General features: G+C 41.4%; 10 protein-coding genes. 6 read left to right on the top strand and 4 right to left on the bottom strand.

What is annotated here, in order from left to right; translation table 11 throughout:
- The first annotated feature begins 46 nt into the window (after positions 1 to 46).
- Together VB740_RS07685 and arsC are read left to right on the top strand one after the other, a co-directional pair.
- Positions 47 to 511, top strand: a complete 465-nt coding sequence (locus VB740_RS07685) for an ArsI/CadI family heavy metal resistance metalloenzyme (RefSeq protein WP_323199452.1) — start codon at positions 47 to 49, stop codon at positions 509 to 511.
- 84 nt (positions 512 to 595) lie between these two features.
- Positions 596 to 991 (top strand): arsenate reductase, glutathione/glutaredoxin type, encoded by a 396-nt coding sequence (arsC, locus tag VB740_RS07680; RefSeq protein WP_323199451.1) that lies wholly within the window; start codon positions 596 to 598, stop codon positions 989 to 991.
- 54 nt (positions 992 to 1,045) lie between these two features.
- Here the strand turns inward: arsC and VB740_RS07675 are convergent, their stop codons facing one another.
- Positions 1,046 to 4,699 (bottom strand): PAS domain S-box protein, encoded by a 3,654-nt coding sequence (locus VB740_RS07675; protein ID WP_323199450.1) that lies wholly within the window; start codon positions 4,697 to 4,699, stop codon positions 1,046 to 1,048.
- A 1-nt stretch (position 4,700) separates the two neighbouring features.
- On the bottom strand, positions 4,701 to 4,955 hold the full coding sequence (locus tag VB740_RS07670) for a helix-turn-helix transcriptional regulator (RefSeq protein ID WP_323199449.1): 255 nt from the start codon (positions 4,953 to 4,955) through the stop codon (positions 4,701 to 4,703).
- 708 nt (positions 4,956 to 5,663) lie between these two features.
- Here VB740_RS07670 and VB740_RS07665 point away from each other — a divergent pair.
- Positions 5,664 to 6,689 carry a 1-acyl-sn-glycerol-3-phosphate acyltransferase gene (locus VB740_RS07665; RefSeq protein ID WP_323199448.1) on the top strand — a complete coding sequence of 342 codons (1,026 nt, stop codon included), beginning with the start codon at positions 5,664 to 5,666 and terminating at the stop codon, positions 6,687 to 6,689.
- Between the two features lie 41 nt (positions 6,690 to 6,730).
- Here the strand turns inward: VB740_RS07665 and VB740_RS07660 are convergent, their stop codons facing one another.
- Together VB740_RS07660 and VB740_RS07655 are read right to left on the bottom strand one after the other, a co-directional pair.
- The gene (locus VB740_RS07660; RefSeq protein WP_323199447.1) at positions 6,731 to 8,620 is read right to left on the bottom strand and encodes a transketolase; all 1,890 of its coding nucleotides are present in this window, start codon (positions 8,618 to 8,620) and stop codon (positions 6,731 to 6,733) included.
- A gap of 769 nt (positions 8,621 to 9,389) precedes the next feature.
- Positions 9,390 to 9,854 carry a GNAT family N-acetyltransferase gene (locus VB740_RS07655; RefSeq protein WP_323199446.1) on the bottom strand — a complete coding sequence of 155 codons (465 nt, stop codon included), beginning with the start codon at positions 9,852 to 9,854 and terminating at the stop codon, positions 9,390 to 9,392.
- A gap of 201 nt (positions 9,855 to 10,055) precedes the next feature.
- Here VB740_RS07655 and VB740_RS07650 point away from each other — a divergent pair, with 201 nt between their 5' ends.
- The 3 genes from VB740_RS07650 (at position 10,056) to VB740_RS07640 (ending at position 13,243) form a co-directional block, all read left to right on the top strand.
- Entirely contained in the window at positions 10,056 to 10,562 is a 507-nt protein-coding gene (locus VB740_RS07650) for a hypothetical protein (RefSeq protein WP_323199445.1), read from the top strand.
- Between the two features lie 223 nt (positions 10,563 to 10,785).
- A complete protein-coding gene (locus VB740_RS07645) occupies positions 10,786 to 11,115 on the top strand; it encodes a DUF6464 family protein (protein WP_323199444.1) in 330 nt (109 codons plus the stop codon).
- A 1,039-nt stretch (positions 11,116 to 12,154) separates the two neighbouring features.
- On the top strand, positions 12,155 to 13,243 hold the full coding sequence (locus VB740_RS07640; RefSeq protein ID WP_323199443.1) for a glycosyltransferase family 4 protein: 1,089 nt from the start codon (positions 12,155 to 12,157) through the stop codon (positions 13,241 to 13,243).
- Positions 13,244 to 13,377: the final 134 nt, after the last annotated feature.

The raw sequence follows: 13,377 nt of genomic DNA, 5'->3' as shown, positions 1-13,377 counted from the left end.
TCGTAATTCGTAATTAAATTTTGAAAATCTTACAAGGAGCAAAATTATGGCAGTTCTAAAAACTCATGTGGCTTTAAATGTTACTGACGTTGAAAAGTCTGTAGCATTTTATCGGGCTATGTTTGGTGTGGAACCGATGAAATATAAGGATGGCTACGCTAAGTTTGATATTCCCAGCCCAGCGTTAAATTTGACATTGAATCTGGCTCATAGCATTCAGGCTAGTGGTGCATTGAGTGCATTGTCTCACTTGGGTGTACAAGTTGAAAGTACAGAAGAAGTGCGATCGGCTATCCAAAGATTTACTGATGCAGGGCTAGCATTATTTACCGAAGATAATACTGATTGTTGCTACGCTTTGCAAGACAAAGTTTGGGTAACAGATCCAGATGGGAATCGTTGGGAAGTTTTTGTAGTGAAAGTGGGAGATACAGCGCCAGAAAATAATTTGGTGACTACAGTTAATTCGGCTGAGGTAGTCAAGGCTGCTAATAAGCCATGCTGTGCTTAGATTGATATCCTCACGCCGCTATATCAGATACTCCTGATATAGCGGCGGGTTCCTAAGATCGATCTATAAAAAGGGGAAGGAATTATGAAAAAAGTGATGTTTGTTTGTACGCATAATTCCCGCCGTTCCCAAATGGCAGAGGGATTTGCACATACATTCGGTGAAAATAAAGTTGCTGTTACAAGTTCTGGTTTAGTGCCAAGTGAGTTAGATCCTATCACTGTTGAAGTGATGGCAGAAATCGGCATTGATATTACTAATCAAACCTCGAAGCCTTTAAGTGATTTTAAAGCGCAAGATTATAATGCTGTGATTTCATTATGTGGTTGTGGTGTTAACTTACCCAAAGAGTGGGTGTTAAGAGATGTGTTTGAAGATTGGCAACTTGATGATCCAGCAGGGCAATCAATTGAAACGTTTCGCCGCGTTCGAGATGAAGTTAAGGAAAGAGTTGTAAAGTTAATTGATTCCCTCAGTTAATTGTGTCTTTTTTGATTTTAAAAAGATCGTAAGTTAGCTTGCAGGTTGCTACAACTATAAAATCAGGTTTGCGATCGCTTTAACTAATTTAGCTGGTTCCACAGGCTTGGTGATATGTTGCTCAAATCCGGCGGCGATTGCCTGTTGATAATCAGCCTCAGCTGCGTAAGCTGTAAGAGCGATCGCTGGAATCGTCCCTCCCATCTCTGGTAACATGGCTCTGATTTGACGCATCAGCATATAACCGTCTACTTCTGGCATTCCAATGTCGCTTAACAGCAGATTTGGTTGAAACTTAGGCATAGCTTGTAATGCTTCCACAGCCGATGCTGCCTGAGTTACTACCGCGCCAGACTGCTCCAAAATGAAAGCAATTAACTCTCGTGTATCACGCTCATCATCGACAAGCAAAACTTTCACCCCATTTAGATCAGGTGAATCATCAGGTTGAGAGACAATCTGGTGGCTATTTAGATTAATTTTCATCAGCGGTAGCGTGACTGTAAAGGTTGCTCCCTGTTCTTCGCCCAAACTTTCTGCCTGAACTGTGCCTCCATGTAACTCGACGATGTGACGAACAATAGCTAATCCTAATCCCAGTCCGCCGAATTTTCTGGTAGTTGCACCATCAGCTTGTCGGAAGTAGTCAAATACATGGGGTAAAAAGTCGGGGTTAATTCCCTTACCTGTATCACTGACTCGAAGTTGAGCCTGAGAACCAAGTGGCTGTAAACTGATTTCTACCTGTCCACCTTGGGGCGTAAACTTAATAGCATTGGAAAGTAGATTCCAGATAACTTGCTGCAAGCGACCGGAATCACCGGTTACGAGAAATTTTGGATCGCACTTTTGGGGTGCTGAAAGCGCAACTTGGGTTTGGGATTTTAGATTGTCAGCTTGCTTGTTAAAATCGATAGATTCTAAATTTCTGTGAGGATATTCTAATCCAGAATCTAAAATCGTAAATCGCAAATTGATAAATTTGGCTTGGGCAGCTAAACGTACAGTTTCTATTGCAGATGCGATCGCAGTTTCCAGATTCACAGGAGCAATATTCAGACTGAGTTTACCTTGCAAAATCCGAGAGACATCCAACAAATCTTCAATTAATTGAGTCTGAAGCTTGGCATTGCGCTCAATGGTTTCGAGGGCGCGAGTGGTGGTTGCTTCATCATACTTTTTAGTTTGCAGTAACTTCGACCATCCCAAGATTGGGTTTAACGGCGTGCGAAGTTCATGGGAAAGAACCGCCAAAAATTCATCTTTAATCCGGTTAGCCTGGACTAATTGCTCCTTTTGCTGCTGTAATGAATCCATCAACTGAGCGCGTTCCAGAGCAACCGCCACCTGATCGGAGGTTGCTTGCAGCAGGGCAATTTCTCCAGAAGTGAAGCGGGTACGGGTGCGACTGGCAAGGGAGAGGACGCCCAGCAGCTTTCCGCGAGCAATTAATGGTTGACCTGCATAGGCTGTGATTTCCAAATCACGGAGGATCTGGGCATTTGGATCGGTAGAGTGCAGCACATCGTTGATCACAATTTGACGGCGTTCTTGCGCCACTAGTCCAGACATCCCTTGATTAAGTTCTAGATATTCAATTGCTTGAAATACTTCATCAGTGATACCGTTCCAAGCTACTAACCGAAGTTTCTGTTTATTTTCGTGCGTCTCAATTAAATAGTGGAAATAAAAATGCAAATCCATTTGCGCCGAGAGTTTGTCAAACAAGCTATTCATTAGATCCAAGGGGCGCTCCGTTGAAAGCAAATCACTGGTTGTTTCAGAGAGCAACTTGAGTCTTTCAGTGCGCTCTTGCAAGGCAAGTTCAGCAAGCTGGCGTTCCCGAAGGACGCGTTCGCGTTCGGTGATGTCAACTGCAACCCCTCCTACTAGGCGTTGCCCAAATGCATCAGCAATAGGAAACTTATATACCAAAAATTCGCCGAGGGTGCCATCTATGCGTGGGGCAGACTCGATGGTTTCAACAACCTGATTCGTTTGGGCAACCATTCTAATTTTATCGAGGAAGGGTTGAGCAATTTGGGCTGGGTATAGGTCAAAAATGTTTTTATTAATTGCCTTATTTGTAGCTACATCAAATGTATTCAGATAAGTGGGGCTGAGGTAAAGTACACGTCCGTCTGCATTCGTAATCCATGCTGCGGCTGGGATATTGTCCATAAAAGCTTGAAATTGCTCTTGACTTTGACTCAGCGCTTTTTTAGTTTGCTGGAGATCACTCACATCAAGAATGAATGCAACTGAATTCTGCCGAGATTCTCCTAACAGAGAGTAGCCAACTACAACTGGGATACTGGAACCATCCTTGCGAATACATTCCTTCTCATAGGGAGTACAGGTTCCCTTCGCGGTTGCCTCAGCAATAGCCAGTTCATCTAAATATTGGTACTCAGGAGGCGTGATATCAGCCCAGCGTAGTCTACCTGTTTGGATATCTGCTTGGGTATAGCCCACAATTCGCAAGAACTCGTCGTTGGCTTCAGTGATGCTACCATTCACATCACCAAAGAGAATACCAACTATATTAGATTTGACAAAACCCCTGAGACGTTCTTCACTTGCTTGAATAGCTTTCTCTGCTTGCTTACGTCCGCTGATATCACGGAAGAAAATGTCAAGACCATCCTCACAAGGGTAGGCGTGAATCTCCAGCCACAGGTCATACTTGGACGGCAAGTAGTAATGATGCTCGAAGTGGACGGGAATTTGTTTTGCCATCGCCCGTCGATACTGGCGCTCTACATTAGTACCTACTGATATGGGCCACTCCTCCCAGTGCGACTTACCGATAACCTCTGTCCGGGGTTTGCCATTAATTCGCTCTGCTTCGGCATTTTGGTAGATGATTCGCCAATCCCGGTCTAAAGTTACAAATGCATCACTCATGTTTTCCAGAGTGCGTGTATTCCGCTCATTGGCTTGTTGTAATGCCGCTTTTGCTTGTTTGCGTTCGCTCAAATCAACAACAAAGCCAATGACCTTTTCTTGACTATCTTCCACGACAACAGAACCGAGCAGAACGGGAATGCGATCGCCATCTTTGCGGATGTATTCTTTCTCAAAGGGTTTACATACTCCGGTGGTTCTCAGTTCTTCCACTGAACGCTCGCTCAAAATCAGATATTCGTGTGGGGTAATCTCGCGCCAGTTCATTTGGTTAGCGGAAAAGTCTTCTCGCGTATAACCGACCATCTTCAGAAAAGCATCATTGGCTTCTATGATGGAGCCGTTGTTCATATCGGTTACCATCACTCCAATGATGTTGGATTCTGCCAGGCGGCTAAACCGCATTTCGCTATTTTGCAACAGTTTTAGGCTTGTCTCTGCTTTGCGTCTGGCAGTTCGCAACTCTGAAGAGAGGGCGGTAATTAAGAAGGATACTAGTGAGAACGTGGTTAATCGTACTAAGACATTCGGGCTGAGGAAATCGAACGAGTAGACTGGCTCGATCAAAAAATAGAGAGCAGTTGTCACAGAAAGAGCGATCGCCAATACTCCAAGTCCCATACCGCCATACCAAGCACTGATTGCCACGGCAGCATAAAATAATGTAAATACGCTCGGATCGAAGACTGGCAACAACAGTCGCGTCAGCAGCAGCGCCACTATAACTGCCAGAATCATCACGCTGTATGTTAGTAACCAAGAGCGCATCATCAAAATTTTTTCGGGTACTTTCACCATCATCTTAGGAGTCCTCCCGTTGCTCCGCTTTTAGGAGATACTCGTTCAGTAGTCTTTTGCCTGGTTCGCCCATCTTCTGTAACATCTCTTCTATTAGCTTTAGTGCCATCTGTGAAGGCACTGTAGATCCGTTCTCCCAGCGATTAACTGTTCGCAAGGAAACTCCCAACTTGGCTGCAAACTTTTCCTGAGAGAGATCGAGGTGCTGCCGAAGTTCACGGATTAAATCTGAAATTTTTAGTGACTTTTCTAGTTCCATAAAGGGAAGAGTAAGACAGGTGTCTCGCCATTTGACTCCAGCTTTAGGAAGAATTTAAACAACCATTAGTTATTATTCATTTCATCTTTTGGCGAAATCCTAATATTAGTTATCAGTCCTATTTATTTCTGTTCACTGATTTAAGCCCCCACCATACTCCTGATAAGTGGTAACTGTTTTAAGGTGGTGCGGCAAAAACTTGTTGAGACAAAATAACTGGAGATGGGAACTATAAAATAAACCTTAAATTTTTCAGATGCGTGATATCAACATAGTAGAATTATAAGCACTGATAAATCTATGGGTGTTGGATTACATTGACATGCTTCATACCCTAATTAAATATTTTATATATAGTAATCCTAAATCGTTCGTCAAAAGTTAGATAGCGCGAGTTTTGATAATTTAGATAAGATTGCTACAATATTCTGGATACATATAGCAATCATATTTGAGTCGTAAAATTAGTTGTGGAGACAGGCAATAGGCAACAGATATTTTCACAAATAATTTAAGATTGCTATAACTTTTATCTAATAGTTTGTATTTATTAAGTTTTGCCAAATAATCGCTAATTTAGCCAAAATTATCTGAAATGATGCTCAAAATATGTAGTTAATTTTACTTCTAAGGTAAGATCCCAACAAGTAAGCTGTAAAGCTATGATAAAATTCAAATCAAAATTTTTGCCTAATACATCTCACTGTTTTGATTAATCAACACTCTGAAAAGCTTATCAACACTAAACTGGAAAATGCACCAGGTGAAGGCTATAGATTTAGCTGGTTTGATTGGTTTTGTCTTTGGTATCCTCCAGGCTGGCTAATTTTATTCAACCGTCATTGGCAGCACTATCATACCGATGCAGACGGTTGGAATTGGCCCGAATATGGATTATTTTTAATTCCTGGCGGATTTTATCTGGCACTACTGAGTCGTTGGTTGCGTCTTGGTTTTCGTTCACCGCGAACAGAAATTAGTGAATTTGATCCCAAATATCAACAAGCTTTTCGCAAAGAAGTTCTCGGCCCCATCGTTAAATACTATTTTCGGGGAGAATTACAACAAATCGAAAACTTGCCGCAAACAGGACCATTGATTGTGGCAATGAATCATGCAGGGATGAGTTTTCCTTGGGATTTTTTGACCTTGGGTTATTTATTAAGTGAAACCAGAGGATGGGTGGTACAACCCGTAGCAAGTCCAGCATTATTTGAGCATCCTTGGATCATTTGGTGGCTACCACCTAAATGGTCGCAGGTTTTGGGTGGTGTGCGAGCCAAATTAGATGATTTTGAAGCAGCGATTACCCAAGGTAAAATTATCTTATATGCACCCGAAGGTATCCGTGGTCCTATGAAGGGTTGGAGGAGACGCTATCAACTAGAAAAGTTTGATGTGAGTTTTATTAAGTTGAGCGATCGCTATCAAATTCCTATTCTCCCAGTAGTTTGCATCGGTAGTGAATCTTTACATCCTTGGGCTGTTAATTTCAAAAAATTGCAACGACTAATCAAATTACCATTTGTACCTATATCGCCTTTAATGCTTGCCTTAATTCTGTTTCCTTCAATGGGAATTTGGGCAATGAGAACTCGTCTGCGTTACTTTATTCAGCCTTTGGAAACAGTAGAATTCCAAAACCATTCAAAAGAAGGGCGTACAGTAGCTTATCAGCAGGCACAACAATTACGAGAAAAACTGCAAATTAAAATTACTCAGTTATTGAAATAAATTTAATAGCATTTTCAAAGCGATTGCGATCGTGCTGCTCGTCACACCCCTACAGGCTGTCTGACTTGCGATTTCACCGCTTCAACAATGGCATCTGCGTCAATTTTAGCAGCATGAAGCAATTCTTCTGGGGTTCCTGAACCTGGCATATCAAGCACTGCCAACTTGATTAGCCGCAGTTGAGGCCCATTGTAAGTAGGAATACTACTAGTACTAGCAAAGCTATCAAGCACAGCCGCACCTAGCCCACCTTCCATCCAGTGGTCTTCAACAACGACTAAATTACCTTGGGTATCGCGTGCAGCTTGATGAAGTGTCTGTACATCAATGGGTTTGATGGAATAAGCATCTATGACACGCACCGCGATCCCTTCGTTTTTGAGACGATCGCTAGCTTTAAGTGCTTCATGTAGCGTAATACCAGCCGCAATTACAGTGGCTTGATCTCGCTCAGAGCTACGGATTACTTTGCTACCACCAATGGGAAATTCTTCATCAGAGCCATAGATTACAGGTGTGCTTTCCCTGGTAGTGCGGAGGTAGACAACGCCATTGCGATCGCTCATTTGAGCTACTAGTTTAGCCGTCTGATTGGCATCACTAGGATAAAGTACAGTACTACCCCATACCGCGCGGAAAGCTGCTAAATCCTCCAGTGCCATCTGTGAAGGGCCATCTTGACCAATGGATACCCCAGCATGAGAACCCACTAATTTAATGTTGGCGCGAGAGATAGCCGCCATCCGTACAAAGTCGTAAGCTCTACTCAAGAAGGCGGCGAAGCTGGAAGCAAAGGGTTTGTATTTTCGCACCTGCAAACCCACTGCTGCTGCGATCAGTTGTTGTTCAGCAATGTACATCTCAAAGTAGCGCTCAGGATAGGCTTCGGCAAAATCTTCGGCACAAGTGGAATTACTCACCTCAGCATCAAGGACAACTACATCAGGTTGAGCGGCTCCCAATGCAACTAAAGCATCACCATATGCTCGACGTGTTGCAACCTTTGCACCTTTGTTGTAGGTAGAAAGTTCCAGTGGTTGAGGATTACCTATTGCGACGGGTTGGCCTTGTTCTTCGGGTTTATTTACTTGAATTCTGATGTTGCGTTCACCACCTAACTCAGCGATCGCTTTTTTCTCATCGTCGGGTTTGAGTGCTTTGCCATGCCAACCACCCAAGTCTTCTAGAGAAGCCACACCTTTACCTTTTTTCGTCCGAGCAATAATTACCGTGGGGCGATCGTTAATGCTCAAAGCAGCACTAAAAGCTTGGTCAATCTCCGTAAAGTCGTGACCATCAATCTCAATTGCTTGCCAGCCAAAGGCTCTAGCACGCGCAGCATAGGCTTTTGTGTTCCAACCCAGTTCAGTCTGACCCCGTTGGCCTAGTCGATTGACATCGATAATAGCAATCAGATTATCTAGGCTATAGTGTGAGCCATGATCAAAAGCCTCCCACACAGACCCCTCAGATGTTTCGCTATCTCCCAGCAACACCCAGACATGGTATGGAAGTTGATCTAAATATTTACCTGCTAAAGCCACCCCTACACCAATTGGTAATCCTTGTCCCAATGAGCCAGTCGCCACATCAACCCAAGGTAAAACTGGTGTGGGATGTCCTTCTAGACGACTGCCAATTTTCCGTAGTGACATTAACTCCTCATCGGTAATTACCCCCGCAGCTTTATACATGGCATAGAGCAGAGGTGCAGCATGTCCTTTAGAAAGAAGGAAGCGATCGCTATTAGGATTATGTGGGTTATCAAAGTCGTAGCTGAGATATTTGGAGAGTAAAACCGCCATTAGATCAGCGGGTGACATGGACGAAGTAGGATGACCTGAACCAGCAACGGTTGTAGCGCGAATACTATCGACACGCAACTGTTGTGCTAGTTCATGCCATTGTTGTAGTTGTTCCTGTGTAGTCATAATAATATTCCTCAACAAAAATAAATGGTATTGCAGGGAATTCTTTGTCTAATCACTCGTGTTTTAGCTAGACTTGACTATCTACCCGAAATAAATCACCAATACTTGATATGTAAAAAGATAAATTATTCTTTTTGAATTAGACTTTTTATCGATAATTTGTTATACCCATAAGCAGACATAATTCTAATTAAGTTTGTTCAGAGATTTATTTTAATCTACTAAGCTTACTTTAGATAGTAGGAGGTACAGTGGCTTCTTTCTAATGGAATAACTCAGGTTTATTTCTTAGGGTATAGACTAATAATTACAAAAAGTTAAGTCTTTTCTTGATGGAGAACCCCAAATTAACGCCGAAAAAGTAATTTTTTTTAATACTTGAATTTTCTTGGCAACTAGTAGCTGTAATAAGATGCGCCTATATGATAAACGTAGACGCTAGCGCCTTCTTATGCGAGAGGCTTCCGCTAACGCGGAGCGTCTGTCTGCCACACGTTGCGCGTATCCCTCCTCTTAAGCAAGCTGCGCGTTGGCATCCCGTAGGGAACGTAGAGAAGTTGCTTCCCGCAGGGTAGGACACAAAAAAAGAAGAAGCCAAGAAAATTTGGCGCAGCCTCACAAAGAAATTGTATAAGGTACAGAAAAAAGTAATTAACTATAGATACTCACTTGTAGGTGCAATACCATGTCTCTACCCGTGTAACTCATTCAAATAGGAATTGCTATACATCTGCCAAAATTACTGTTTTTAATCCAAGCAATTTATTGATTATAAAATTGATTTTTCCATAATAAAATTTATCAGTTTTTGCCCTCTACGTTCTACTTCTTGCTGTTTTACAACAATAAAGTTCTGGCTTTGAAAAAAAGGTTTAGCTGTAATACTAGCTTCTGTAAATAACTTTCCAATCCCTAAAGACTTTGCTTTTGATTCAAGCTGTTCTAAGATTTTCTTCCCAATGCCTTTTCTTTGAAAATCTTTATGACAGTAAAAACGGTCAATATGTCCATTAGCCTCTAATTCCCCAAAACCAATAATTTTACCCTGCTCCTCTGCTACATAAGTAAACTTACTTCCTAAACCTTTAATCCAAACATCAATATCCATATTTGCTGGTGCCCATGCATCAACTTGTTCTTGTGTGTAATCGTTAATATTCACCTCATGAATCGTGTCATAGAACAATTTCATAATTTCTTCAGTATCAGCTATTTCGTATATTCTTAATCTCATAAGGAAGCTAATTAATAATAAAGACTCTACTAGAAATAGTATCAGCGCTGGCGAGGTCTACTTCAGTTACCAAATGCAGTCTTTTCTGCTTATGGAGCAGAATTCATCAGATTAAATCTCATATACATAATTTTTATAGTACAAGTATACTAATTAGCTGCTAAAATGCCTTAAAAGTCAGCTAGCTTTGCTTGAGGTAGTATGAGAAAAATCCAAGACACAGACAAAAAGCCCATTTTGCTCAAAGTTTCGTTGTTGCAACCTACATCTGTAACTACTGCTATAGCGCCACTGCAACCCCAAGAGGAAAAAATCATCAATGAACGGGAGCGTTTGATAACACAAGTCGAACGCATCAATCAGATGGCGGAAGAGTTAGAAGCAGCGATATTAGAGTTGAAAGCGATCGCTAATACACCGAATACTCAAAAGCGTTACCCATTCTTGATGAAGCAGCTATGCAAAAATATTTGTCAGTATTTCGCAGTTAGCGTCCCTTGGGTGAAACGAAAGTCTGACGAATCATTTATTCTGACAACGCGAAAAGTCGATTTATTCCGAGCCGAGAGGGAAGCCACACTGCTAGCACAGCAACTCCGTCAGCAAACCAAAAAAAGATTAGCATCGCAGAGACATAGAAAAAACAAGAATGGGGCTGAGGCTCACACAAAACACTTGTTCAAAAAGGTGTTAGTTAACAAATCTTAAATTTATCAACATTCCACGGCAGTTCACCCCTGAGGTTGTAACAGTTATGCTGATTGAAGTGGCAGAATGAACTTCTTCCTCAAAATTACTTACCATACTGCCATTGCTAATTGCAACCACAGTTGGTAGCAAATAGGCAAAGCTGCCCTAATATTTGCACTTTCGTCAAACCAGAGTGCAACATCAGGGACAATCAATCAGCGCACAGAAGAGGTAAAAGAAGGTGTTAAAGACACTTTTAGTGATTGCCGTTGGTTTTTTACCGTCTCTGATTTCCCTGTGGGTGATCCGCAAAACCCATGCGCGATCGCGTCTACGACTCAGACAAGCAGCCATGAATTTTGCAGCGATACAGGGACGGCAAAGCGCTAGACCTGTTGAAGGCGATCGCTATTATTTAGAAGGGGTGGGTTACTTAATTGGCGATATCAGCTGCAAATTTAATGCCCGATCTGGGTACATGCGTTGTGCTGTCAATCCTGAAGGCCCATGTAACGGTTGCCGTCACTACCAATCTAGGGAGTTGAGAGATCCTAATGAAAAGAGGGACTAAGAGACATAACCTTCCCCAGAGCAGCTGAAAATCAGATTACTTCGACTTTATCCATTTGCTAAAACTGCGATCGGATAAATTGCCCTTTCCATCTTTTTCTTTTTGATATCAAGTCCTTGTCGCCATTGGTCTTACCAGATAACGCATACTATTGGGTCGAAGCGAGCTAAATGAATATCTCTTAAAGAAGCACCTTGTCTTTAGGCATCGCTTCCTCAAAAAACCGTTTTTTCTAAGCTATTTTTAGTATATTTTTTGCTGTTGTTACTTATAAATTAATCTTTTTTAGACTTATACCTGTTACCGATATAGATGGAGAAAAAATTGCAAACATCGAGTTTTGGCAGAAAAACTCAAATAGCAAGTAAGCTATTAAGCCTTTAAATTACACCATAACTCATGAGGTTTGTTGACTGCTGACAGTTAACAGTCAATACAAAAAAATGTGCAAGTTAGATAGACGACAGCTTAATCCATTGATATAAGCACAACGAACAGAGAAAATTTAAATGACGCTTTCAACATTCAACTGTGCGTCAGAACTAGGTCTGTCAGCTTAGTTTTGTCTGCTTATTCATACAGCCATGTTGCCAATTCCCCTAAGCAGACTTTGATTCATGGTGAGTCATGCACGCTGTTTTATCTGTTGTTATATCTTCCAAAAGTAGATGCTTCCAAAAAATTAGAGATGTATACTACCTTAATGATAACTTATGGGAAATATAGGAAAATAGTAAATCTTCAGAGTGTTACAGCCTGTTACTCATTTATTAACATAGTAAAAACCTGCTGTCGTCAACAACTTAAGTAGATTAGCACAATGAAACCAAACTAATGAAGAAACAGAAACTAGGCTAAAACCCTTTTCCATTGTACCTCTTGCCTTATATCAGAGATAAATATTTCTACCAGACTACTCCCTGTTATTGACTTCTTTGGAAAGGCTATTTAATGGTTGTCAATAATCTAAATAAGTCATATTTATGGCTCATTAATTTTCGGCTGGAGCTATACCAAAAAAACACAGAGGTTAACATCAATGAACCAACTAAATGTATTAATGCTGGGACCTAGCTTAGAACAAAATGGAGGAATAGCAACACTTGAAAAACTTATAATCAAGCATGAAGTTACGCATACAAAAATACATCATATAAACACTCATGATGAAGGCTCAATTAGCTACAGAGTGATTGTTTTCGGAAAATCTTTAGCTATATTTTTATGGAAATTATCAATTCAGAAAATAGATGTTGTACACATTCATATTTCCGATGGTGGTAGCATTCTGCGAAAAGCGATTCTTTGTGCTGTTGCTTTTATCTTTAATAAACCCGTCTTGATGCATACTAACGGTGCCGAATTTCATGTAACTTACGCTAAACTTCCTCAACGAGCACAGCAAATTTTAAGTAAAGTATTCCAGCGTTGCCAAGGTTTTATTGTTCTTTCCGAAAGTTGGCAAGATTACTATGTGTCGAATCTAGGTTTAACTCCGAAACAAGTTATTATCTTGCCCAACCCATCCGAATTAGCTACACAGGTTCCTGACCGCAAAAATCGTACTCAAATCAGTTTGGTCTGTTGTGGGCGAATCGGCCAACGCAAAGGGACATTTGATTTGATTGAGGCATTTGCTAACCTGTCGGATAATCAAAGAAAATGTACTCAGCTAGTCATAGCAGGAGATGGTGAAATCGAAAAAGCGCAGCAGTTGGCTGCTAGTCTCAACCTTGCAGACCAGGTAACTTTTCTGGGTTGGATTAATTCCGAAAAACGGGACGAAGTGTTGTCACAAGCAGATGTGTTTATTTTGCCTTCTTACAATGAAGGTCTACCTCTGGCAATTCTAGAAGCTATGGGTTGGGGATTGCCCGTGATTTCAACCCCCGTAGGAGGCATTTCTGAATTGGTGGTTTCAAATCAAAATGGTCTGCTAGTTACCCCAGGAGACATTCAACAATTGTCAGAAGCTATGAAATTGTTGATTGAAAATGAAACTTTACGGCTTTCTCTGGGGAGTGTTGCTAGGAAAACTGTTGAACCATTTGATATTAAAAATTATTCCATCCGTTTAGCCGATATTTATCATTCTTTATCGAAACAGAATTTAGGAGTCAGTAGTTAGAATTCATTCTGAAATCTGTATCACTAGCGGATGAATAGACGGCGTTTGTGTATCCCCACAAAATTTACCATTTTGATCGAGAAAGGCAGATAGCGCAGCGTTAGCGAGTCCGCGTTCGCTTTTAGCGTCTCGTA

The organism is Nostoc sp. UHCC 0251 (assembly GCF_034932245.1).
Taxonomy (GTDB): domain Bacteria; phylum Cyanobacteriota; class Cyanobacteriia; order Cyanobacteriales; family Nostocaceae; genus Nostoc.
The sequence above is the reverse complement of the archived record's forward strand: the minus strand, read 5'-3'. Positions and strand labels throughout refer to the sequence as shown.

Excerpts from the sequence above, each read along its gene's own strand:
- VB740_RS07685 (WP_323199452.1), top strand. The coding sequence starts at position 47 with ATGGCAGTTCTAAAAACTCATGTGGCTTTAAATGTTACTGACGTTGAA.
- arsC (WP_323199451.1), top strand. The coding sequence starts at position 596 with ATGAAAAAAGTGATGTTTGTTTGTACGCATAATTCCCGCCGTTCCCAA.
- VB740_RS07675 (WP_323199450.1), bottom strand. The coding sequence starts at position 4,699 with ATGATGGTGAAAGTACCCGAAAAAATTTTGATGATGCGCTCTTGGTTA.
- VB740_RS07670 (WP_323199449.1), bottom strand. The coding sequence starts at position 4,955 with ATGGAACTAGAAAAGTCACTAAAAATTTCAGATTTAATCCGTGAACTT.
- VB740_RS07660 (WP_323199447.1), bottom strand. The coding sequence starts at position 8,620 with ATGACTACACAGGAACAACTACAACAATGGCATGAACTAGCACAACAG.
- VB740_RS07655 (WP_323199446.1), bottom strand. The coding sequence starts at position 9,854 with ATGAGATTAAGAATATACGAAATAGCTGATACTGAAGAAATTATGAAA.
- VB740_RS07650 (WP_323199445.1), top strand. The coding sequence starts at position 10,056 with ATGAGAAAAATCCAAGACACAGACAAAAAGCCCATTTTGCTCAAAGTT.
- VB740_RS07640 (WP_323199443.1), top strand. The coding sequence starts at position 12,155 with ATGAACCAACTAAATGTATTAATGCTGGGACCTAGCTTAGAACAAAAT.